This is a genomic window from Streptomyces typhae (assembly GCF_009755605.1).
Lineage (GTDB): Bacteria > Actinomycetota > Actinomycetes > Streptomycetales > Streptomycetaceae > Streptomyces > Streptomyces typhae.
Window position 1 is genome coordinate 15,022 of sequence record NZ_WPNZ01000017.1, and the last position, 21,791, is coordinate 36,812.

The 21,791-nt window shown below is 73.5% G+C and carries 17 protein-coding genes; 1 reads left to right on the forward strand and 16 read right to left on the reverse strand.

All coding sequences use genetic code 11. The annotated features are described in order from the left end of the window. Positions 1–21: 21 nt before the first annotated feature. The 8 genes from GPA10_RS27605 to GPA10_RS27640 form a co-directional block, all read right to left on the reverse strand. Entirely contained in the window at positions 22–453 is a 432-nt protein-coding gene (locus GPA10_RS27605; RefSeq protein ID WP_241844851.1) for a PaaI family thioesterase, read from the reverse strand. Positions 454–614: 161 nt separating this feature from the next. Next, positions 615–1,382, reverse strand: a complete 768-nt coding sequence (locus tag GPA10_RS27610) for a thioesterase II family protein (protein WP_058846758.1) — start codon at positions 1,380–1,382, stop codon at positions 615–617. A 14-nt stretch (positions 1,383–1,396) separates the two neighbouring features. After that, a complete protein-coding gene (locus tag GPA10_RS27615; protein ID WP_058846593.1) occupies positions 1,397–2,383 on the reverse strand; it encodes an LLM class flavin-dependent oxidoreductase in 987 nt (328 codons plus the stop codon). Positions 2,384–2,508: 125 nt separating this feature from the next. Then, positions 2,509–4,185 (reverse strand): long-chain-fatty-acid--CoA ligase, encoded by a 1,677-nt coding sequence (locus tag GPA10_RS27620; RefSeq protein WP_157167872.1) that lies wholly within the window; start codon positions 4,183–4,185, stop codon positions 2,509–2,511. A 133-nt stretch (positions 4,186–4,318) separates the two neighbouring features. Further along, positions 4,319–10,330: a type I polyketide synthase gene (locus GPA10_RS27625; protein WP_157167873.1), complete on the reverse strand. Its 6,012-nt coding sequence runs from the start codon at positions 10,328–10,330 to the stop codon at positions 4,319–4,321. Positions 10,331–10,361: 31 nt separating this feature from the next. Next, positions 10,362–10,685: an acyl carrier protein gene (locus GPA10_RS27630; RefSeq protein ID WP_157167874.1), complete on the reverse strand. Its 324-nt coding sequence runs from the start codon at positions 10,683–10,685 to the stop codon at positions 10,362–10,364. Between the two features lie 249 nt (positions 10,686–10,934). Next, complete coding sequence (locus GPA10_RS27635) at positions 10,935–12,440, reverse strand: MFS transporter (RefSeq protein WP_157167875.1); 1,506 nt, start codon at positions 12,438–12,440, stop codon at positions 10,935–10,937. A 117-nt stretch (positions 12,441–12,557) separates the two neighbouring features. Further along, positions 12,558–12,929, reverse strand: a complete 372-nt coding sequence (locus GPA10_RS27640; RefSeq protein WP_343041387.1) for a nuclear transport factor 2 family protein — start codon at positions 12,927–12,929, stop codon at positions 12,558–12,560. 333 nt (positions 12,930–13,262) lie between these two features. Between GPA10_RS27640 and GPA10_RS27645 the strand changes: the two genes are divergently transcribed. Further along, positions 13,263–14,060 carry an AfsR/SARP family transcriptional regulator gene (locus GPA10_RS27645; protein ID WP_343041388.1) on the forward strand — a complete coding sequence of 266 codons (798 nt, stop codon included), beginning with the start codon at positions 13,263–13,265 and terminating at the stop codon, positions 14,058–14,060. 88 nt (positions 14,061–14,148) lie between these two features. On the opposite strand, the gene serS is transcribed toward GPA10_RS27645, so the two are convergent. The 8 genes from serS to GPA10_RS27685 all read right to left on the reverse strand — a co-directional run bounded on the left by serS (position 14,149) and on the right by GPA10_RS27685 (position 21,781). Then, positions 14,149–15,417: a serine--tRNA ligase gene (serS, locus tag GPA10_RS27650; RefSeq protein WP_058846600.1), complete on the reverse strand. Its 1,269-nt coding sequence runs from the start codon at positions 15,415–15,417 to the stop codon at positions 14,149–14,151. A gap of 356 nt (positions 15,418–15,773) precedes the next feature. Continuing rightward, positions 15,774–16,004: an acyl carrier protein gene (locus GPA10_RS27655; protein WP_058846601.1), complete on the reverse strand. Its 231-nt coding sequence runs from the start codon at positions 16,002–16,004 to the stop codon at positions 15,774–15,776. A 17-nt stretch (positions 16,005–16,021) separates the two neighbouring features. Continuing rightward, positions 16,022–17,032 (reverse strand): beta-ketoacyl-ACP synthase III, encoded by a 1,011-nt coding sequence (locus GPA10_RS27660; RefSeq protein ID WP_343041389.1) that lies wholly within the window; start codon positions 17,030–17,032, stop codon positions 16,022–16,024. Then, the gene (locus GPA10_RS27665; protein ID WP_157167877.1) at positions 17,029–18,036 is read right to left on the reverse strand and encodes a VlmB-like protein; all 1,008 of its coding nucleotides are present in this window, start codon (positions 18,034–18,036) and stop codon (positions 17,029–17,031) included. Before GPA10_RS27665 ends, GPA10_RS27660 begins: the two co-directional genes overlap by 4 nt. Positions 18,037–18,140: 104 nt before the next feature. Beyond that, positions 18,141–18,728, reverse strand: coding sequence for a hypothetical protein (locus tag GPA10_RS27670; RefSeq protein WP_058846604.1), 588 nt, complete (start codon positions 18,726–18,728; stop codon positions 18,141–18,143). Positions 18,729–18,750: 22 nt separating this feature from the next. Then, positions 18,751–19,236, reverse strand: a complete 486-nt coding sequence (locus GPA10_RS27675) for a type II toxin-antitoxin system RatA family toxin (RefSeq protein ID WP_058846605.1) — start codon at positions 19,234–19,236, stop codon at positions 18,751–18,753. Then, complete coding sequence (locus tag GPA10_RS27680; RefSeq protein ID WP_343041390.1) at positions 19,236–20,522, reverse strand: aspartate aminotransferase family protein; 1,287 nt, start codon at positions 20,520–20,522, stop codon at positions 19,236–19,238. Before GPA10_RS27680 ends, GPA10_RS27675 begins: the two co-directional genes overlap by 1 nt. Positions 20,523–20,641: 119 nt before the next feature. Beyond that, positions 20,642–21,781 (reverse strand): acyl-CoA dehydrogenase family protein, encoded by a 1,140-nt coding sequence (locus GPA10_RS27685; RefSeq protein WP_058846607.1) that lies wholly within the window; start codon positions 21,779–21,781, stop codon positions 20,642–20,644. Positions 21,782–21,791 lie beyond the last annotated feature (10 nt).

A 21,791-nucleotide genomic window follows, 5' to 3' on the forward strand; every position in this document is an offset into this window, starting at 1 on the left:
GCGGCGGTGCCGGGGGCGCGGTCAGTGGCCGCGCAGGACGGCCTGGGTCTGGGTGGTCTGCCCCACCCGCCGCCGCACCCCGGTGCCGGTCTCGTTGAACAGGTCCGTCTGGATCACGGCGAAGGAGCCGCCCAGATGCAGCGGACGGGCCACGGCCACCACGTCCCCGCCGCGCACCGCGGCGAAGTAGTGCGTCTTCAGCTCGATCGTGGACGTGGTGGCCCCGGCGGGCAGATTCAGGTAGGCGCAGATGCCCGCCGCGCAGTCGGCGAGCGTGACCAGGGCGCCGCCGTGCAGCACCCCGGCGGCCGTGCACCGCTCCTTCGCCCACGGCAGCCGCGTGACGACCTCCTGCCTGCCGGCCCGCTCGGCCCGGATGCCCACCAGCGCCGCGAACGGCATCAGCGCCAGCAACTCCTGCGGCGCGGCCTCCTGGTGCCCCTGCATGCCCATCAGCCCTCTCTCCCGTCTGTGGATCCCGCCGACCCCTGCCGGTCCTGCTGGCCCCTGCTGGTTCCGCGGCCTGCCTCGTCGAGCCCGCCCCCGAAGAGGCGCGCGTACGGCACCCCGGGGGGCGGGCTCGAGGCGGTCCACGGGCCCGCACGGCGTCTTTCTCAGTGCACCAGCAGTTCCTGGAAGCGGTGCAGATGGCGGGCGAAGTCCGTGGTCACGGCCAGGGCGTGGTTGTCGATGTAGAAGTGGCCGCCGGGGAACTCGCTGTGGCCCAGGTAGCGCGGGCTGCGCCGCGCCCAGTGCGACATCGCGTCCGGGGCCTGCTGCAGCGGGTCGGTGCTGCCGCCGTAGGAGGCCAGCGGGCAGGACACCCCGGCGCCGTCGTCCACGTACTGCGCCGAGACCCGCAGGTCGGCGCGGAGCGCGGGAATGACCAGGGCCAGCATCTCGGGGTTGTCGTAGACCTCGGCGGGGAAGGAGCCCAGGCGTTTGATCCACTCCAGCATCTGGGCGTCCGGCAGGCGGCTCTCCTCCTCGGTGGGCTGGTAGAACCCGATCGGGGACCAGCCCGAGGTGCCCAGGACCAGCGGGCCGCGCTCGCCCTCGCGTTCCAGGCGCACGGTCAGCCGGTAGGCCAGCTGGGCGCCCAGGCAGTGCCCGAAGAACGCGAACGGCCGGTCGTCGATCTCGTCCAGGACCGCCTCGTACAGGCCGTCCAGGAGCGGCTCGAAGTCCTCGTAGGTCTCCTCCTCGTGCCGGTTGTGCCGGCCGGGCAGGGTCACCGCCTGCGCGGCCACGTCGGAGGGCAGCAGCCGGCCCCAGTCGCGGTAGATGATGGCGCCGCTGCCCGCGTGCGGCAGCAGGAACAGCCGGATCCCGGCGTCGGGGTCGGATTCCACCGGGTGGAACCAGTGCCCGGCGGTGGACATGTCGGTGAAGTCGCTCACTTCGCGCTCTCCTTGAGTCGGGGCAGCAGCACGTCGGCGATCTGCTTCAGCTGCGGCTGGGGGTCCAGCGACCCGATACGGATCACCAGATGGCGGGCGCCGGAGCGCACATAGGCCTCCAGCGCCGCCGCGCAGTCCTCGGCGCTGCCCCAGGCGTAGGCCTGGAACCGGGCCATCTGCTCCAGCGAGGCCCCGTAGTAGTGGCTGATGTAGTGCTCCAGCTCCGCCCGGGCCGCCGCCGCGTCGTCGTCGACGGTGATCGTCGCGTACAGGGCCGGGGTGACGGCGCCGGCCGGGCGGCCGGCCCCGGCGGACAGCTCGCTGATGCGCTGCCAGGCGCGCCCGTAGGCGTCGGGGTCGGGCAGGAACGGCAGCCAGCCGTCGTAGTGGCGGGCCACCCGCTCCAGGACGCGGGGGGTGTCGCTGCCCGCCAGCCACAGCGGCGGCCCGCCGGTGCGGTGCGGGCGCGGCAGCCGGTCGAGGTCCTTGGCCTGCCAGTAGCGGCCCTCGTACGTGCTGTCCGCGCCGGGCGCGGAGGCACTCCAGGCGCGGCGCCACAGGGCGACGATGTCGTCCAGGCGCCCCGCGCGGCCGGCGAAGGAGGCGCCGACGGCGGCGAACTCCTCCTCGGTCTCCGGCATCGGGAACCCCGAACCCAGGCCCAGGGTGAGCCGGGAGGCGCACACATGGTCCAGGCTGGAGATCATGTTCGCGCCGATCAGGGGGTGGCGCAGGGCCGGGGTCAGGGCCGCGGTGCCCAGGGTGACCCGGCTGGTGACCGCGCCCGCGGCCGACAGTACGATCAGCGGGTCCAGGCGCGGGCGGGCGGTCAGGGAGTCGCCCGCCCACAGCGAGTCGAAGCCGAGGTCCTCGGCCTGCCGGGCGAAGTCGAGCAGCGGCGCGGCCGCGAAGGTGTCGTTGATGGCCTGTTCCCGGGTCGGCAGCAGGACGCCGATGCGCAGCGGGCCGGCGGAGGTGCCCATGTCGGACTCCGATCGAAAGCGAAAAGACAGCGAAAGCGAAAAGACACAGGATCAAGAGAGGCGCGTACGGAAAGGACGCAGGCAGGAAGTCGCACAGCCGGCCGGGGCGGGGCCGGCGGACCGGGTCAGGACCGGCCCGCCGACGCCGGCGCCGACGCGGCTGCGGCTGCGGCTGTGGCTGTGGTGGCGGGGGTGTGCGCGGCCCCGGCGGGTGCGGAGCCGCGCTCGCGCAGCTGCTCGCGCACCGCCCGGCGCAGGATCTTGCCCGACGGGTTGCGGGGCAGGGCCTCCAGCAGGTGGTAGGCGACGGGGATCTTGTAGTCGGCGATCCGGCCGCGCAGGAACAGCAGCAGCTGGCGGGGGCTGGCCCGGCTGCCCGGCCGCAGCACCACGGCGGCGTGCACCGCCTCGCCCCAGCGCGCGTCGGGCACCCCGACCACGGCGGCATCGGCCACCGCGGGGTGCTCGCTGAGCTGCTTTTCCACCTCGGCCGGATAGATGTTCTGCCCGGCCACGATGATCGTGTCGTTGATGCGGTCGCACAGGAACAGATAGCCGTCCTCGTCGAGATAGCCGGCGTCGCCCATGTGCAGCCAGCCCTCCACCAGCGTCTCGGCGGTGGCCTGGGGCCGGTTGTGGTAGCCGAGCATGTGCGCGGGCGTGCGGATGCACACCTGGCCGATCTCGCCCGGCGCCAGGATCTGCCCGTCCCGGTCGATCACCTTGATCTCGTTGCCGGGGCAGGCCCGGCCCGCGGCCCGCAGCAGGACGCTGCCCACCCGGTGCGCGGAGGGCGGCAGGCACACCGCGACACTGCCCGCCTCGGTGCTGGCGTAGATCTGCGCCAGCTGGCAGCCGAAGATCTGCAGGCTGCGGTGCAGCAGCCCCTCCGAGATCGGCGCCGCCCCGTAGGCGATCTTCCGCATGGAGGCGAACGTCCGCGCCGACACCCCGCGTTCGTCCAGCATCATCTGCAGCATGGCCGGGGCCACGAAGGTGATGGTCACCTTCTCCCGCTCGATCAGACGCACCGCTTCCTGCGCCGAGTACATCGGCATCACCACATTGGTGGCGCCCGCGCAGAAGCCGTGCAGGAACCAGCCGATGCCCGCGATCCCGAAGCCCGGCAGCGAGATCAGACTGACGTCGTCCTGCCGCCAGTCGATGCCCTCGTCCGGGTCGGCGCCGGTGTCCAGGGTCGCCTGCGGCAGCGTGAAGAACGTGCGGTGGGCCAGCACCACGCCCTTGGGCAGGCCGGTGGTGCCGCTGGTGTAGATCTGCAGCACCGCGTCGTCGGGGCCGGTGGGCGGCGCCAGATCGGTGTCGGGTGCCTGCGCGCACCAGGCCCGCAGGCCCGCGCCCCGGTCCGGGCGCCCGTCGGCGCCGGTGCCGTCCAGGCGCACCACCGCCCGCAGGCTCCGCAGGCCCTCGCCGCCCAGGACTTCGTCGGCGGTGGCACGGAACTCCTCGTCGACGAAGAGGAGTTCGGCGCCCGCGTCCGTCAGGATGTGCTCCACCTCGGCCGGGGTGAGCCGCCAGTTGACCGGCACGATCACCGCGCCCGCCTTGGCGCAGGCCAGGATCGTCAGGTAGTAGTGCTCGCACTCGCGGCCCAGATAGGCCACCCGGCTGCCCACGCCGACGCCGGCCGCGCGCAGCGCGTGCGCCACCTGGTTGCCGGCACGGTGCAGCTCGGCGTAGGTGGTGCGCCGCTCCTCGCAGATCACGGCCGGACGGCCGGGCCGGGTCCGGGCGTGCCGCGCGGACACATGGGACAGGGTCCAGTGCGCGGGATGGTTCATGTCTGCCCCCTGGTGGTGATGTGAACGGGCGCCGCGAAGGCCGCGAAGACCGCGGAAGCCGGGGTGGCCGGGAAGGCCGGGGTGGCCGCGGAAACCCGGGCGGCCCCTGTGGCCCCTGTGGCCGGGCAGGGGGTCATCCGGTGGCTCCTGACAGCTGGGACTGGAGAAACTCGGCGATCTTGCGTACGGAGGGGTAGTCGAAGGTCAGCGCGGCCGGCAGGCCCACCCCGAAGTGGCTCTGCAGGCTGCCCTTGACCTCCATGCCCATCACCGAGTCCAGGCCCAGGCCGACGAAGTCCGCGCCCGGCTCCACCTCGTCGGCGGACTCGAAGTGCAGGACGGCCGCGACCTTCTCGGCCACCACCCGGCTGATCAGCTTCAGCTGCTCGGGCGCGGGCCGGGCAAGCAGATCGGCCAGGTCACCGCCGCCGCCGTCCTGCGCGGTGTGCGGCAGGACCCGCGCGTACAGGGCGTTGGCGGCCGGCAGCCGGCTGGCGAACTGCGGCCAGTCGTACACGTTCACGATCCGCTGCGCCGCGCCCTGGCGCCACAGCCGGTGCAGGGCGCGCAGGCCCCAGGCGGGCGAGAACAGCCGCACACCGCTGCGTTCGATCTCGGCGATGTGGGCGGCCTCCATCCGGGCCGACATGCCAACCCGCCCCCACGAGCCCCAGTTCACCGACACCGCGGGCAGCCCCTGGCGCGAGCGCCAGTGCGCCAGGGAGTCCAGGAAGGCGAACGCGGCCGCGTAATGGGCCTGCCCCGCACCGCCGCGCACCGCGGTGACCGAGGCCACCGAGGAGTACAGGGTGAAGAAGTCCAGCTCCGGGAAGGAGGCGGCGGCCTCGTGCAGCAGCCAGCCGCCGTACACCTTGGGCGCCAGCTGCTCCTCGATGATCTCCCAGGTCAGGGCGGATATCAGGGAGTTGCCCATGGCGCCGGCCGCGTGCACGATCCCGGCCACCGGCTGCTGCTGCGCCCGCAGCCGCTCCACCAGGGCGGCCACGTCCTCCTGCCGGCCCAGGTCGGCGCGCACCAGCTGCACGTCCGCGCCGAGCGCGGTCAGCTCGGTGAGCAGCTGTGCGGCCTCCTGGGCGGGCCGGCCGCTGCGGCTGACCAGGACCAGGTGCCGGGCGCCCAGGTCGGCCAGCTTGCGGGCGGTGGCAAGACCCAGACCGCCGAGCCCGCCGGTGACCACGTACGTGCGGTCCTTCCGCACGGTGAACCCGCCCGGCGCCCGCGCCCCGAGGTCCTCGGCCGGCTGCGGCGGGAAGGCCACGACCACCGGAGCACCGCCCGGCGCGGGGGCGCCCGACAGCACCCGCAGCGCCTCGCCGACCTCGTCCAGCCCGTACACCGCTGCCTGGGGAACCCCGGCGGCGACAGGGGAGGCGTCACGGGAGGCGTCGTCCAGGGTGCGGGCGGCGTGGGCGGCGGCCTGTGCCGGGCTGAGGCCTTCGGGGGCCGGGGCCAGGGCGGTGTGCGGCACGGTCACCGTGGAGGCCAGCGGCCCGGGATGACGTACCGTCACCCTGGTGCCGACGGGCCAGTTCCCGGCCTCGGCGGTGGCGGTGACGGTGCCCGCGTACGCGCTGGCGGTGACCGCCGGTTCCTGCCCGGCGGGCCCCTCGGGGGAGGGGGCGGGCACGGCGGCCACGGCGGGCACGTCCTTCGCGGTCAGGGCGGCGGCGTCCACCCGGACGCGCACCTCGCCGCCGGCGGGAGCGGACGCCGCGGGGACGGCCGCTGCCAGGGCGGTGTGTTCCAGGTCGCCGAAGGCGGGCGCCACGACCGTCACCGGGCCCGGGGCGGCGGGGGTGGTGTCGCCGGGCAGGACCCGGCGCACATGGCGCTGCCCGCCGCGGTAGGCGACCTGGTGCTCGCCGGGCTGCGGGCTGCGCCACTCGGCGAGCAGCGCGGCGGCGTCCCCGCCGGCGGGCAGGTCGATCAGGGTGGTCCTCAGCTGCGGGTACTCGCCCAGCAGGACGCTGCCGAAGCCCCACACGGTGGCGGCGGCGAGCTGTTCGCCGCCGTCCGCCAGGTCGGCGGGCAGCCACTGGGCGCGCTCGGTGATCAGCCACAGCCTGGGCGGCTGCTGCCCGCCCGCCGCGCCGAGGGCGGCCACCAGCTCCAGCAGCTCGCTGAGGTTGCGGGCGCACTCGGCGCGCAGCCGCGCCAGCGACATGCCCTCCTGCCCCTGTTCCTGCTGGGGCTGCCAGAACCACGCCACGTCGTGGACGGCCGCCTCGGCGCCGCTGTGTTCCAGGGCGCTGCGCACGTCGGCCGGTGTGGCGGCGGGTGTGAGCCGCAGGCCGGTCTCCTCCTGGCCGGCGGCCAGGTGGGCGGCCAGGGTGTCGCGGGCCGCGGCGGTGGTGGCGCACACCAGCACATGCCGCGCGGCGGTGGCGTCGCCCGCGGCGGGGGCGGGCGCAAGGCTGTGGCGCAGCCACTGGACGCGGTGGGTGAAGTGCGGCCCCTCCTGCGCGGCGGCGGGCCGGGCCAGGCGGGCGCCGCGCACGTCGGCGACCGCCTCGCCGTCCTCGAACAGCGTGACGTCCGCCCGCAGTTCGTCCTCGGCGGGGTGCAGGGCGGCGGTGAAGTGCAGGGTGCGGCCGCGGGGCTTCTTGAACAGCCGGATGCTCCGCGCGCCGTGCAGGGCGGGCAGCGGGCCCGCGTCCTGGAAGGCGACCAGCGCCTGCAGGACGGCCTCCAGGAGCTCACCGGGCAGCTGCTCCACCGCCCCGGCGCTGCGCCCGCGCACCTCGCCGGTGACCAGGTCGCCCTCGTGGCGGGTGGCGTGCAGCACGCGGGCGGCGCCGGCGCTGTCGGTGCGGCCCACCGCCCGCAGGTCGGCGGCCAGGTCCGCGCCCTCCACCCGCTCCACGACCCGCCCCGCGGCGGCGGGAGCCTGCGGAACGGGTTCGTGCAGGGCGGGCTCGATGCGGGCGCGGGCCAGCAGCTGGTCCTGGCCCTCGGCGCCGGCCCGCACCTCGGCCAGGAGGCGGCCGGGGCCGGTGCGCCGCAGGCGGGTGGTCAGCCGCACCACGCCGTCCTCGCGCAGGGCCAGGGCCTGGGGCAGTTCCAGGCCGGTGAGGGCGCCGCGGGTGTGTCCGGCGACCGCGTCCTGGGCGGCGAAGAGCAGGTCCACCAGGGCGGCCCCGGGCAGCACCGGCTCGCCCTGGCGATGGTGCGCGGCGAGTTCACCGAGCTCGGCGGGGACGAACTCGGCCCGGAACTCGGCGACCTGCCCGCCGGCCTGCGCGTCCGCCTGCGCGTCGGCCTGCGTCTGCCCGCCGGCCTGAGTCTGGGCGTCGGGCTGCGCCTGGGCGTCGGGCTGCGGCTGGGCGGCGGGTTCGCCGAGCAGGGGGTGGGTGAGGGGGCCGCCGCCGGTGCGGCTGCCCCGGGTGGTGGGGGTGGGCAGCCAGTACCGCTTGCGCTGGAAGGCGTAGGTGGGCAGGTCCTGGGCGGGCAGGGTGCGCCCGTCGTGGTAGCCGTGCCAGTCCACGCTCAGCCCGGCCCCGTACAGGTCGGCCAGGGCGCGCAGGGTGGTGCCGGTGCCTTCGCCGGTGTCGCGGCGGCGCAGGCTGGTCAGCCACAGGTGGTCCTCGGCCTTGACGCAGGGCTTGGCCAGGGCGGTCAGCATCGCCGAGGGGCCGATCTCGATGAGGGCGTGCTTGCCGCGGCGGGCCAGGGCCCGCATGCCGGCCATGAAGTGCACCGGCTCGCCGATGTGGCGCACCCAGTACTCGGCCGAGCGCAGCTCGCGGGAGCGGGCCACCTTGCCCGTCACGTTGGAGATCAGGGAGATCGTCGGCTCGCCGAAGGTGATCGAGGCGAGCGCGGTGCGGAACTCCTCGAAGACCTCGGCCATCAGCGGGGAGTGGAAGGCGTGGCTGACGGTGAGGTCGTTGACCCGTACACCCTGCTCGGCCAGCAGGGCGCTGACCTCGGCGAGTTCGGCGTCGGCGCCGGAGATCACGCACTGCTCGGGGCCGTTGACGGCGGCCAGGGCCAGCAGCGGCCGCCCCTCCAGCAGCGGCTGGATCTGCTCGGCGGGGGCGCTGACGGCGGCCATGCCGCCGGACGTGCGCACCGACTGCATCAGGCGGGAGCGGGCGGCGACCAGGGTCACCGCGTCGGGCAGCGTGAACAGGCCGGCCACGGTGGCGGCCACGACCTCGCCGATGCTGTGCCCGATCAGCACGGTGGGCTTGACGCCCCAGGACAGCCACAGCCGGGCCAGGGCGTACTCCAGGGTGAACAGCGCGGGCTGGGTGTAGCGGGTCTGCTCGATGTCCTCCAGCCGTTCGCCCCTTCCCAGGAGCAGGTCGCGCACCGAGCGCTGCAGGTGGGGGGCGAACAGGGCGTCGCACTCGTCCACGACCCGCCGGAACAGGGGGAACTGGCGGTAGGCGGTGGCGCCCATGCCCGGGTACTGCGAGCCCTGGCCGGTGAACATGAACGCGATCTTGCGGATGCCGGAGGGCTCCACCGCGTGGTCGGGGTGGCTCACCCGCTCCAGGACCTTCAGCAGGCTCTCGCGGTCGGTGACGGGGGCGGCGACGCGGTGGGTGAAGTGGGCGCGGCCGGTGTTGGCGGTGTAGCACAGCCGGGCGATGTCGGCGCCGGGCCGCTCGGTGAGGAACTCGCGGTAGCGGGCGGCCTGTTCGCGCAGGGCGGCACTGCTCTTGGCGGACAGCGTGAACATCGCCGCCGCCGGCTGCGCCCGCTCACCCCCGTCCTGCGGCTGGGTGTCCTGCGGCTGCGTGCTCGCCGCCCGCGCCCCCGCCCCCGTACCCGTACCGGTGGGGTCGGGGTCGGGGGCCTGTTCCAGGACGACCGCGCCGATGGTGCCGGCGAAGCCGAAGCTGTTGACCGCGGCCCGGCGCACCGGGGCCCGCCAGGGCTCCACGGCGGTGGGCACCCGGACCGGATACACCTCCCAGGGGATGCGCCCCGAGGGGGTGGTGAAGTTCAGGTGCGGGTAGATCGTCGCCGAGCGCAGCTGGGCCAGGACCTTGATGACGCCGGCCAGTCCGGAGGCGGGTTCCATGTGGCCCAGGTTGGTCTTGACCGAGCCGACCAGGAGCGGGTCGTCGTGGCTGTGGCCCTCGGTGAACACGTTGCTGATGGCGCCCAGTTCGATGGGGTCGCCCAGCGGGGTGCCGGTGCCGTGCGCCTCGACGTAGCTGATGTCGCCGGGCTCGAGGCCGGCGTCGGCCAGGGCCAGGCGCAGGACGCGTTCCTGGGCGGGCCCGTTGGGCACGGTCAGGCCGGCGCTGTCGCCGTCCTGGCCGACCGCGGTGCCGCGGATGAGGGCAAGGACGCGGTCGCCGTCGCGGCGCGCGTCGGACAGCCGTTTGAGGACGACGACGCTGCAGCCCTCGGCGCGCGCGTAGCCGTCGGCGCTCTCGTCGAAGGTCTTGCACTGCCCGTCGGGGGCGAGCATCTGGGCGTTGGAGAACATCACCGGGATGCGCGGGTGGTGCAGGGCGTTGACGCCGCCGCCCAGGGCGATGTCGCTCTCGCCGCGGCGCAGCGCGGTCACGGCCATGTGCAGGGCGGCCAGGGAGGACGAGCAGGCGGTGTCGACGCTGATGGAGGGGCCGCGCCAGCCCAGGAAGTACGACAGGCGCCCGGCCAGCGGGAAGAGGGTGATGCCGGAGGCCAGGTGCCCGTCGAGGTCCTCGTAGGGCAGCTGGTCCAGTTCCAGGGCGTAGTCCACGGAGCTGGCGCCGACATAGACCGAGCCGCTGGAGCGGCGCAGCGGGGTGGGGTCGATGTTGGCGTGTTCCAGCGCCTGCCAGGCGGTCTCCAGGATCATCCGCTGCTGGGGGTCGATGTACTGGGCCTCTTTGGGCGAGATGTTGAAGAAGCCGGCGTCGAACAGGTCGATGCGGTCCAGATAGCCGCCGCCCGAGGCCTTGATCTTGCCCTTGTCGTCGGGGCCGCTGGGGGTGAAGGCGTCGACGTCGAAGCGGTCGCCGGGCAGCGGGGAGATGCCGGAGGCGCCGGCACGCAAGAACGCCTCGAACTCGTCCAGGCTGGTGCTGCCGCCGGGGAAGCGCAGGCCCACACCGATGATCGCGATGGGCTCACCAGCGGGCACGGGTTCGGCGGTGGCGGGGCGGTGGTCGAAAGACATGTCCGCTAGGGCTCCTTCTAACCGGTGGCGGCTACGGTGCGGGCTGGAAAGTGGCGGGGGAGCCGGCCATCAGGTCGGTGAGGTAGTACACGAGCTGCTCGACGGTGGGCTCGTTGAACAGCACGTTGGTGTTGATGGTCAGCTCCAGGAGCTCTTCCAGGCTCTGCTTGAGCGCGGTCAGGCGCAGCGAGGTCAGGCCGAGGTCGAAGTAGCTGACGGCCAGCGGGAGGTCCTCGTCGTCCTCCATCAGCAGAGCGTCCTTGAACAGCTCCACCACGAGGATCTCGATCTCTTCCTTGAGTTCGTGGGCGGGCAGCTCACGCAGCTGCTCCAGGGATATGTGGGTGTCAGACATGGCGGTGGCCGATCCGTGAAAGGTCCGGGCGCGCACGGGCCGCGCCGGTGAATTGAGCGCCAAGCCAACCACCGGCGCCTGACACGCCACTGACCGGGCGCTCGCCCGGCAATGGCGCCGCATCTGCCCCCCCGCCCCCCGGCCGGTGCGGGGGCGGGACGGCAAAAGGCCGAGCCGCGGGGTGCGTCGGCTCGGCCTGGCGGTGCGCGCAGCGCATCGGGTGCCGGGCGGGGGCCCGGCACCCGGCGGTCACTGCGGTGCGGGGGTCTTCGCGGCGCGGGCCGCCCTGCGTTCGGCGCGCGGCCGCATGAACCGCACCATCACCGAGGAGGCCAGGCAGAACGCCACCAGCGGGATCAGACCGACGTCGAAGGCGTGCGGGTAGTCGCCGGGCACCGGGGCGTCCCCGAGCGCGGGGAAGAAGACCGCGCCGACCACGGCCACACCGATGGCGACGCCGCCCTCCTGCACGGTGTTGGCGGTGCCCGAGGCGGCCGCGGCGTGCTCGGGGTCGGTGCCCGCCAGCAGGGAACCGGTCAGCGGCCCGGTGGTCATGCCCATCCCGATGCCCGACAGGATCAGCGGCGCGATGATCCAGCCGATGGACTTGTCGGTGTCGATCCAGGAGGCGGTCAGCCCGGTCAGCACATAGCCCACGGCCAGTGTCAGCGGACCGGCGGTGATCAGGCCGTCGCCCAGGCGGGCCGCCAGCCGGGTGGAGAGCATCGAGGAGCCCAGATAGCCCGCGCCCAGGGTCAGAAAGACCAGACCCGACTCGGCGGGCGACAGGCCCCGGCCCTGCTGCAGATACAGCGCGAGCAGGAAGAAGAACGAGCCCATCGCCAGGAAGTACAGCAGCATCGCGACGAGCCCGACGGGGAAGGTGCGGCCCTTGAACAGGGCGAAGTCCACCAGCGGGCTGCGGTGCTGGCGGGCGCGCTGGTGCAGCACGAACGCCGCACTGAGCGGCACCGCCGCCACCAGCAGCAGCCACGTCCACAGCGGCCAGTCCCGCTCCTGGCCCTCGACCAGGGACAGCACGATCGCCGCCAGCGCGGCCGCCGAGAGCAGGGCCCCCACCAGGTCCAGGCGCCCGCCCCGGGCGGCACGGGACTCCGGGATCAGACGCGGGGTGAGCACCAGCGCGACGACACCGACGGGCAGGTTGATCAGGAAGATCGCCCGCCAGGTCAGCCCGGCCACGTCCGCCGAGATCAGCGCCCCGCCGATGACCTGCCCGAACACCCCGGCCAGGCCGATCACCAGACCGTAGACGACGAACGCCCGCGCCCGCGCGGCCCCGGTGTAGACCACACCGAGGATGCCCAGGACCTGCGGCACCATGAGCGCGGCCGCGGCACCCTGAAGCACCCGGAAGGCCACCAGCGCGTCCGGGCCCTGCGCCACCGCGCACAGCGCGGAGGCGACGGTGAAGCCGAGCATGCCCAGACTGAACATGCGCCGCCGGCCGTAGAGATCACCGAGCCGCCCGCCGGTGATCATGCCGGCGGTGAAGGCGACCCCGTACCCGATGATCACCAGCTGGGACTGGGCCGAGGACGCGGTCAGATCCGACTGGATCGCGGGCACGGCGACATTGATGATGAAATAGTCGAGGACGGTGATGAAGGTGCCCACCATCACGATGGCCAGGGCACCCCAGCCGGGTGCGGCCGCGACCGTGGCGGGCGCGGCAGCCGGTAACGTCACCGCCTCTTCGGTTCCGGCGGCGCGCGCCCCTGTGTCCGTACTCATCGTGGTGCTCCTTGAAGTCAGCTGATGTGCTGCGGGGACGGGAGCGGGCGGCAGCCCCGCACCTGGATGCGGAGGTGCCGCCCGGCACACGGTCCGAAAAAGACGGGCAGAAGAGCGTCAGGCGCCGGCGGGGACCTTGTCGAGGAAGCCGGAGACGGTCTTGAGCTTTCCGGCGCCGTCGGTGGCGATGACGTCGAAGCCGATGACGATGTTCTCGCCGCCGGCGGCGGGGACGAGTTCCCACTGGAAGCGGGCGATGTGGTGGTTGGCGTCGACGTCGCCGAGGATCTTGAATTCGAAGCCGGTGAACTGCTGGCGGGCGCCGGTGATGACGGCGGCGATGCCGTCGTGGCCGCTCACGTCGGCGAGCGGGTCGGTGTAGGTGGCGTCGGTGGTGTACAGGTCGGCGATCGCCGCGGCTCGCTTGGCCTCGTCCGGCTCGTTCCAGATGGAGATGTACCGGCCGGCCAGTTCGGTCAGGTCACTCACGCGTACTCCTTGATCGCTTCAATCGCTTCAACAGGTTTGCCTGGGAACGGGGCCGCGGACGCGCACGCGCCCCCGGGGCGGCTCCCAAGTCCACAGTGACAGAGGCGACTTGACGTTCACTTGAGGCCCGCTCAAGGCCCCCGGGCCCCGCCGCGCCCGCCCCGCGGGGCCCGGCGGGGCGGCGGATACCGGCCGGGTCCGGGCGCTCGGCCGGTTTCGAGCCGGGCTCAAGGTCCTGGTGCAACGTTCAACACGCACACCACACTCCGTACCGCCCCGCCGGCCACCTGCGGCCAGCACCCCCGAGGGGCGTTTGGCAGGGAGGAGAGGGCAGTGAAGTTCAAGGTGCTCGGCTCGGTCGGAGTCGAGGTCGGCGGGCAGTTCCACAGTGTGCGCGGCGCCCAGCAGCGGGCCCTGCTGGCGGTGCTGCTGGTCAACGGCGGCCGCATGGTGCCCGCCGAGGACCTCTACACCGAACTGTGGGGGGACGACCCGCCACTGACGGTGGAGAACGCGCTGCAGGCCCATGTCTCCCGGCTGCGCCGCACCCTGCACGAGTGGGGTCCCGGCCAGGTGGCGCTGCTCGCCCGCTCCACCGGCTACGCGCTGGAGTTCCCCGGCGAGGACCTCGACATGAACGTCTTCAGGCGCCGCGCCGCCCAGGCCCGCGCGGTGATGGAGCAGGACGCCGGGCGGGCGGCGGCCCTGCTGGGACAGTGCCTGCAGCTGTGGCGGGGCGCCCCGCTGCAGGACGCGGCCAAGGGGCCGCTGTGCCAGTCGGTGGCGGTGCAGCTGGGCGAGGAGCACCTGATGGCCACCGAGGACAAGCTGTGGCTGGACTTCGAGTGCGAAGTGCCCTCGGCGATAGGGGAGTTGAAGCGGCTGAGCGTGGTGCATCCCTGGCGTGAGCGGATCACCGAGATCCTGATGCTGGCCCTGTACCGGTGCGGGCGGCAGGCCGAGGCGATCGAGACCTACCACGCCGCGCGCGGCCGGATGGTCGCCGAGCTGGGCATGGAGCCCTCGCCGCAGCTGCGGGAACGTTTCCTCGACATCCTCAACCAGGCGCCGGTGCTGCCGGTGCAGCCCCCGGCTCCGGCTCCGGCGCCGGAGCTGGTGCGCGCCCCCTGACCGGCGCCGCCCGTACCGCCCGTGCCGCCCCCTGCCCGCGCCCCGGGCAGGGGGCACCGGCGTGCGGGCAGGGGGGCGGGGCACGGGGTCAGCTGGTGGTGCCGCCGGGGTGGATGCGGGCGAAGCCGGTGTAGGGGTGCAGGGCCTTGGGCAGCAGGACGGAGCCGTCGCTGCGGCGGCCCTGTTCCAACAGGGCGGCCAGGGTGCGTCCGATGGGCAGGGCGGAGCCGTTGAGGGTGGCCGCGAAGGCTTTGCCGCCCTCAGGGGTGCGGACCTTGATGCCCGCGCGGCGGGCCTGGAAGGTGCCGCAGTCGGAGACGGAGGAGATCTCCCGCCAGGCGCCGCTGCCCGGCAGCCACACCTCGATGTCGTAGGTCATGCGGGCACTGAAGCCCAGGTCGCCGGCGGGCAGCAGCACGGTGCGGTGGGCCAGCTCCAGGCGGGTGAGGCACTCCTCGGCGTGGGCGACCATCAGCTCCAGCTGCTTGGGGGCGTCCTCGGCCGCGCAGACGCGCACGAGTTCCACCTTCTCGAACTGGTGCAGGCGCAGGATGCCGCGGGTGTCGCGACCGTAGGAGCCGGCCTCGGCGCGGAAGCAGGGGGTGCGGGCGGTCATCGCCAGCGGCAGGTCACCGGCGCTCAGCACCTCGCCGGCCACCAGGTTGGTCAGGGGCACCTCGGCGGTGGGCACCAGGAACAGCTCGCGCTCCCCGACGCGGGTGGCGAACAGGTCGTCCTCGAACTTGGGCAGCTGGCCGGTGCCGGTCATGGTCTGCCGGTTGACGAGGTAGGGCACCGAGTGCTCGGTGTAGCCGTGTTCGCCGGTGTGCAGGTCCAGGAAGAACGCGGCCAGGGCGCGTTCCAGGCGGGCGCCGGCGCCGCGGGCGGCGGTGAAGCGGGCGCCGGACAGGCGGGCGGCGCGGGCGGTGTCCAGGACGGCCAGCTGCTCGCCGACGTCGGCGTGGTGGGCGGCCTCGTCGGCGGGGCCCGGGGGCGGGCCGCCGCGGCGGATCTCGACGGCCTCGGCGTCGCTGTGCCCGTCGGGCACCTCGGGCAGGGGAAGGTTGGGGATGGCCAGGAGCAGTTCGCTCAGCTCGGCCTCGGCGTCGCGGGCGCTGTTCTGGGCCTGCTGCACGCGTTCGCGCAGCTGCCGGGTGGCCTCGCGGGCCTGCGGGGTGGGGGGCCCGCCGCGGGCGGCCTTCTTCAGCTCGGCGCGCAGGTCGGCCACGGCACCCAGGGCCGCGGCCCGGCGCTTGTGGGCGGCGGCCAGGGCGGTGGTGTCCAGGGCGAAGCGCCGCCGTGCCAGGTGCCGCACGGCCACCTCGCCCGCCTCGATCAGCTCCCGTGCGTCGTGCATGAACTCTCCTTGGACGCGTGCCGGTTGATGGACTGCCTGGGTCGGTGCGGGTCGGTGCGGGTCGCTCGCGGGCGGCGGTGCCTGCCGTGCGCGCGCCGCCCGGCCATGGGGGGCGGCCGGGCGGCTGCGCAGGGCAGCATGAGGCACACGCCGTGCGGGTGGCGCTGTACGGATGGGGCTGTACGGGTGGGGCTGTACGGATGGGGCTGTACGGGGTGCGGCGGGCGGTGCCGTACGCGGATGGCGCTGTACGGGTGAGGGGGGCGGTGCCGCACGGGGGTGGTGCCGCAGAGGTGGTGCGGTTGGTGCCCTTGGGGTGGTGCGCTTGGGGTGGTGCGCTTGGGGTGGTGCGGGGGTCAGACGGTGGCGCGGCGTTCGGTCATCATGCGGGCCATCTCGCCGATGTTCTCGGCTTCCATGAGTTCGTCGTCGCTGATGACGACGCCGTACTCCTTGTCCAGGAGCATGGACAGCTCCACGACGGCCAGGGAGTCGAGTTCGGCTTCCTCGCGGGTGGCGTCGGGGGTGATGCGGGAGGGGTCGACCTTGAGTTTGTCGACGAGGATTTCCTTGAGGGTCTCGAACATGAGGGGTCAAGTCCTTTCTAGTCCACGAGGACGTCGGTGTCGGGCCAGGTGAGGGTGGCCGCGCCCCAGGACAGTCCGCCGCCGAAGGCGGTCAGGAGCACCCGGTGGCCGGTCTTGAGGGTGCCGTCGGCGGCGGCCATGGCCAAAAGGGTGGGCAGGGAGGCGGCGGCGGTGTTGCCGACGTCGGCGACGTTGGACAGCTGCCGGGCGGGCTCGAAGCCGAGTTCGTCGGCGACGGCCGTGAGGATGCGGGCGTTGGCCTGGTGGGCGCAGAGCCGGTCCACCTCGGCCAGCTCCCAGCCGGCGGCGGTGACGGCGGCGCGCGAGGACTGGCTCATGCGGGTGACCGCGTGCCGGAACGTCTCGCGGCCGTTCATCTGGAAGTACAGGTCCTTGGGGTCGGCCAGGTCGGTGAGGGGCCCGTTCACACGGGTGCGGGAGCCGCCCGCGGGAACCTGGATGAGGTCGGCGAGGCTGCCGTCGCTGCCCAGGACGGGGGTGCCCACGGCGCCGGGTTCGCCGTCCTGGCCCGCGCGCAGCAGCAGGGCGCCCGCGGCGTCCCCGAACAGGACGGCGGTGGCGCGGTCGTCGGGGTCGACCATGGTGGTGAAGGCGTCCGCGCCGATGAGCAGGACGCTGCGGGCGGCGCCGGTGGCGATCAGCCCGGAGGCCGTGGACAGGCCGTACAGGAACCCGGCGCAGGCGGCGGACAGGTCGAAGGCGGGGACGGTGCCAAGGCCCAGGCGGGTGGCGATCTCCGGGGCGGTGGGCGGGACCTGCCGGTCGGGGGTGGTGGTGGCCAGGATGACGATGTCGGCGTCGCGGCCGGCGGCGTCCAGGGCGCGCCGGCCCGCTTCGACGGCCAGGTCGCAGGTGGCGGTGCCGGGTTCGACGACGTGGCGCACCGACATGCCGGTGCGGGTGCGGATCCATTCGTCGCTGGTGTCCAGGCGCGCGGTGAGGTCGGCGTTGGTCACCAGTTTCGGCGGGAGCCAGGCGCCCGCGCCGGCGATGACGGCGCGCTTCACGCCGGTGCCTTGGCGGTGGTGGAGACCATCACCTCGGTGGGCAGGCCCATGTCGGCCAGGCGGGCCGCGGCCATCTTGTCGGTCCACTGCTCGGCCATGGCGTAGCGCTGGTCGGCGGTGGTGTCCAAAAGGCGGGTGCCGGGCCAGATCTCGTAGTCGGCGATGAGGCCGGCGTGTTCGTGCATGCCCTTTTGGAACAGTTCCTCGCGGTGCATGACGAACTTGCGGTCGTCGATGCTGTCCCACAGGTCGACGCCGGAGCGCAGGATCTCAAGGAGGCGCGGCCGGTAGGCGGGGTTGTCGCGGACGTAGTCGCGCAGGATGGTGTTGGCGACGGTCAGGTGGCGCATCTCGTCGATGGAGGTGCCCCGGCTGATCTCCCCGGTGGCGGGGGACAGCGGGGTCCACTTGCGTTCGCTGAGTTCGGCGGCCGGGGCCAGGACGCCCTCGATGACGATGGCGAACACCGCGACGCCGCCGTAGAAGTCGCGCTGCTTCTGCACGATGTCCAGGGTGAAGTCGATGACGGGCTGGAGGACTTCGCGGCGGAACTCCACCGCCATCTCCTCGATGTCCTGCATCAGCGTCGCCTCCGGCATGCCCAGCTCCACCAGGTGGTTGCGGAACACGCGGGCGTGGCGGGCCTCGTCCAGGAGCTGGGTGGAGTAGAACTCCATCTCCAGGATGGACGGGGCGATCTCGACGTAGGGCGCCAGCAGGCGGGTGGCGATCTCCTCCGACAGGGCCCGCAGCCCGAACTCCAGGACCAGGGCCTCGCGCAGCGGGCCCGGCGCCTTGAGGAAGTCGGGCACCAGGGCGTTCTCGTGGTGCCCGGTGACGCCCCGCTCGCGCAGGGTGCCCTGGGCGACCTGGGTGATCCAGTAGGCGAGGTCGCACTCCTTGGGGCCGATCGTCAGTTCCATGGCGCCCTCGAGCATGCCCGGAGCGGCGTCGAAGTCGGCCTCCACAGCCACGGGCTGCGGCTGCTGCGGTGTACCGGTCATGGCGGGTGGTGCTCCTTTCTGGCCCCGGGCCCCCGCACGCCCGCAGGGGCGGGCGGGAGGTCCCGGGGGTGGCTTCACGAGGGAATGCGCGGGGCAGGAGGGGGTCAGCGGGCCGCGGTGGACACCGGCCGCTCCCCGCCCGCCGCGGCGGCGGCCGGGACGGCGGCGGGGCGGGCCGGGTTCTGGGCGGGCACGGCCGGCAGGTGGCCGACCGGCTCGGGGTCCATGACGTGCCCGACCGGCTTGGGGTGGGCCAGGCGCAGATCGTCCAGCAGGCGCAGGTAGCCCTTCTGGCGCACCGGCTCGTACGGCAGGGCGAAGGACTTCATGAAGTTGCCGAACAGGCCCCGGTCCCCGCTCAGATGCCAGGGGATGGCCAGCAGCGCCCACTCCGGGCCGAACGCCCAGCACCACGCTCCCACGACCGCGGCCTGGGTGATCAGGCTGTGCATCACGTTGTACAGGACGTAGTAGGCCTTGGGGATGGGGCGGCCGCCGCTGCGTTTGAAGGCGATGGCGCCCGGGATGTAGCCGATCAGGTCGATGTAGAGGAACAGACCGATCCACACCCACCAGTTGATCTCCCCGAAGTGGGCGATGATCAAAACGGTGGACACCGCGAAGCCGACCAGGTACTCGGCGCGGTGCACGGCGAAGGTCTTGGGGGTCTCGAAGGGGTTTGCCTGGTCCATGACGCTCGCTCGCTCTCTTGCCTCACACGCCGACGGCGTCGGCGGGGGTGCCCAGCTGGACCTCGGTGCGCAGTTCGGTGCGCTCGAACAGGCCGGTGACGGCCCAGGCCACGGTCTCCTTGATGACGCGCTCGGCGATCGGGTCGAGGATGCCCTCCAGGCTGGGGATGCCGAAGTCGAAGTCGGCCTCGAAGTGCACGGCGACGTTCTCGCCGTCCTGGGTGAAGGACCAGGTGCCGGCGAAGGAGTCGAAGTCGCCGTCCTCCTGCTCGATGCCGATGGTCAGCGCGGTGGTGTCGAAGAGGTCGGTCTCCGTCCAGCGCAGCAGGCCGGAGCGGAAGTGCAGCTCCCAGCTGGAGCTGCCCCGGGTCTCGGGCAGCGCGGCGTGCACGGTGGTGGCCTGCACGTGCGGGGCCAGTTCGGGGAAGCGGTCGAAGCGGGCGAGGGCGGTGAAGACCGTCTTCGCGCTCTCGCCGGGCACTACGGCGTCCAGTTCCACGTGGCGCATCAGTTGCTACCGCCTTCCGGCATCCGGGCCGAGCCTGCGACCAGGTCGAGGGTTGCTTTGTCAAAGGAGTCGAGGAGGAACTGCTCGTCGAGTTCGGTGAGGGTGGCGGGCGGGGTGAAGCGCACCACCGAGTTGCCGTTCATCGAGTGGTTGGCGACGACGCCGTGGTTGAACAGTTCGATGAGGAGCTCCCCGGCCAGGCCTGCCTCGGTCAGCTCCACGCCGATGAGCAGGCCGCGGCCGCGGACGTCGACGACCAGGTCGCCGATGTTGCGCCGGGCGATCTCGGCGATCTTCGGCAGGAGGCGGGCGCCCAGGTCCATGGCGCGGGTGACCAGGCGCTCTTCCTGGATGGCCTGCACCGCGCCCTGGACGGCGGCCATCAGCAGGGGCTGGCCGGAGAACGTCGCGGTGTGGACGTAGGGGTCCTTGTCGAAGGGGCGGAAGGCCTTGCGGGTGGCCACGGCCGCGGAGACCGGCAGCACCCCGCCGCCCAGCGCCTTGCCGGCGAGCAGGACGTCGGGGACGACGTTCTCGATGTCGGCGCCCCACCACTCGCCCAGGCGGCCCATGCCGGACTGCACCTCGTCCAGGATGAGGAAGCCCTCGTAGGCGCGCACCAGTTCCTCGACGCGCTTGAGGTAGCCCCTGGGCGGGATGATCACGCCGCCCTCGCCCTGGACCGGCTCCAGGATGACGCAGACCTCGCCGGGGTGGGCGCGCAGCTCCTCCTCCAGGGCGTCGGCGTCCCCGAAGGGCAGGTGCGTCACGTCGGGGATCAGCGGCCGGAACGGCTTTTGGTAGACGTCCTTGGCGGTGGCCGACAGGGCGCCCAGCGTCTTGCCGTGGTAGCCGCCGCGCATCGACACGGTGCGCTTGAAGCCGTTCGCGCGGGCCAGCTTCAGGCCGGTCTCCACCGCCTCGGCGCCCGAGAGGGCGAAGTGCACGCGGTCCAGGCCCGGCGGCATCACCGACACCAGCGCCTCGGCGGCGCGGGCCACGGTCGGCTCGAGCAGGATGCGGGTGGCCGCGGGGTGGGTGCGCAGCTGCCGCTCCACGTGTTCCATCACGATGGGGTGGCGGGCGCCCATGATGAACACGCCGTAGCCGCCGGCGTTCAGGAAGCGTTCGCCGTCGCTGGTGGTCACCCAGTTCCCGGCGGAGGACACCTCCATGTGGCTGCCGAACAGCTCGGCGAGAGTGGCGCGGCCCTTGCTGAGGTGGGCCCGGTAGAGGCCGAGGATGTCTTCCTCGGTGTCGACCCTGATGTCCTGGGTCACGGTCACGGATAACTCCCTGAAAAAAGGACGGGGGCTGAAGCACGGACACACGGCGCGGGGGGCCCGGGCCCGGCCCGGGGGTGTGGCCCCGGGCGGGGGAGGGGCGGGCCGGGGCCCCAGGCGCCTCACAGGGCCAGGGGGCCGCCGGCGAAGTAGCCGACCAGGGCCTCGGCGGTGGAGACACGGCCGGGCGGGTGGAAGACCAGGGGGCGGACCGAGGCGGCCAGCATCGAGTGCTCGCGGTGGCGGATGAAGTCCACCCCGCCGAGCAGTTCCAGGCTCAGTTCGCTGGCCCGCGCCAGGGCGTCCTGGGCGGCGTAGCGGGCCACCAGGACCTGCGCCATGGCCTGTTCGCTGTCCAGGTCGCCGTCGCGCACCGCGCGGGCGCAGCCCTCCAGGAGGGCGAAGGCGCTCTCGGCGGCGACGACGACGGCGGCGCGCTCGGCGGCGCCGCCGCGTTCGCGCCCGAGGACCACTTCGGCCAGGGCGGCCGCGGCCCCGGTGTAGCCGGCGGAGATGAGCATCTCGAACCAGATGACGCCGGCGGCCTGCAGGTCGTCCACGCGGTGCGGGTCGTCGTCGGTGGTGCGGATGACCATGTCGTCGGGGACGAACACGTCGCTCAGGCGCACTTCCTCGCTCTCGGAGGCGGCCAGGACATCGGTGCCCCAGAAGGGGTGCACGCTCAGGCCCGGCGCGTCGGCCGGCACCAGGGCCAGGGCGAGCTCGGGGCTGCCGCCGGGGCCGGGCACCGCGATGCTGGCGGTGAGCAGCTGCATGGAGCGGGCCAGGCTGCACGGCTTCTTCGCCCCGTTGAGGCGGTAGCCGCCCGCGACCGGCTCGGCCGCCACCGAGGGGGTGAAGATGTTCTGCTGGCTCCTGCCCTCCGCCCAGCCCGAGGCCATCAGGATCTGGTCGGGCACCGCCCGGTGCAGCAGCTGCAGCTGGGCGGGGGCGAGCCGGCCGGGCCCCTGGGCGAGGGCGTAGAGCATGGAGACGGTGAAGTGGTGCATCGTCACGCCCGCCGCCACCGACGGCGACGCGGCGCCCAGCGCGCGCTGGACCCTGACCGCCTCCACCGGGTCGGCGCCGAAGCCGCCGAACTCGGCGGGCACCAGCAGCCCCACCCCGCCGTGGCTGCGGAACAGGCCGAGCGCGGGGCTGTCCAGGGCCTCCCGCTCGGTGAAGGGGATGGCGTCGAGCGCCTTGAGCAGCCCCGGGTGGTAGCGGTCGCAGACCGCGCGGGCCGAATCCAGGGAACGCACGGGAACACCT

What these genes read in the sequence shown, in the direction of transcription:
- GPA10_RS27610 (WP_058846758.1), bottom strand. Translation starts at nt 1,382, where the DNA reads ATGTCCACCGCCGGGCACTGGTTCCACCCGGTGGAATCCGACCCCGAC.
- serS (WP_058846600.1), bottom strand. Translation starts at nt 15,417, where the DNA reads ATGCACGACGCACGGGAGCTGATCGAGGCGGGCGAGGTGGCCGTGCGG.
- GPA10_RS27655 (WP_058846601.1), bottom strand. Translation starts at nt 16,004, where the DNA reads ATGTTCGAGACCCTCAAGGAAATCCTCGTCGACAAACTCAAGGTCGAC.
- GPA10_RS27605 (WP_241844851.1), bottom strand. Translation starts at nt 453, where the DNA reads ATGGGCATGCAGGGGCACCAGGAGGCCGCGCCGCAGGAGTTGCTGGCG.
- GPA10_RS27620 (WP_157167872.1), bottom strand. Translation starts at nt 4,185, where the DNA reads ATGAACCATCCCGCGCACTGGACCCTGTCCCATGTGTCCGCGCGGCAC.
- GPA10_RS27635 (WP_157167875.1), bottom strand. Translation starts at nt 12,440, where the DNA reads ATGAGTACGGACACAGGGGCGCGCGCCGCCGGAACCGAAGAGGCGGTG.
- GPA10_RS27615 (WP_058846593.1), bottom strand. Translation starts at nt 2,383, where the DNA reads ATGGGCACCTCCGCCGGCCCGCTGCGCATCGGCGTCCTGCTGCCGACC.
- GPA10_RS27625 (WP_157167873.1), bottom strand. Translation starts at nt 10,330, where the DNA reads ATGTCTTTCGACCACCGCCCCGCCACCGCCGAACCCGTGCCCGCTGGT.
- GPA10_RS27670 (WP_058846604.1), bottom strand. Translation starts at nt 18,728, where the DNA reads ATGGACCAGGCAAACCCCTTCGAGACCCCCAAGACCTTCGCCGTGCAC.
- GPA10_RS27675 (WP_058846605.1), bottom strand. Translation starts at nt 19,236, where the DNA reads ATGCGCCACGTGGAACTGGACGCCGTAGTGCCCGGCGAGAGCGCGAAG.
- GPA10_RS27665 (WP_157167877.1), bottom strand. Translation starts at nt 18,036, where the DNA reads ATGACCGGTACACCGCAGCAGCCGCAGCCCGTGGCTGTGGAGGCCGAC.
- GPA10_RS27630 (WP_157167874.1), bottom strand. Translation starts at nt 10,685, where the DNA reads ATGTCTGACACCCACATATCCCTGGAGCAGCTGCGTGAGCTGCCCGCC.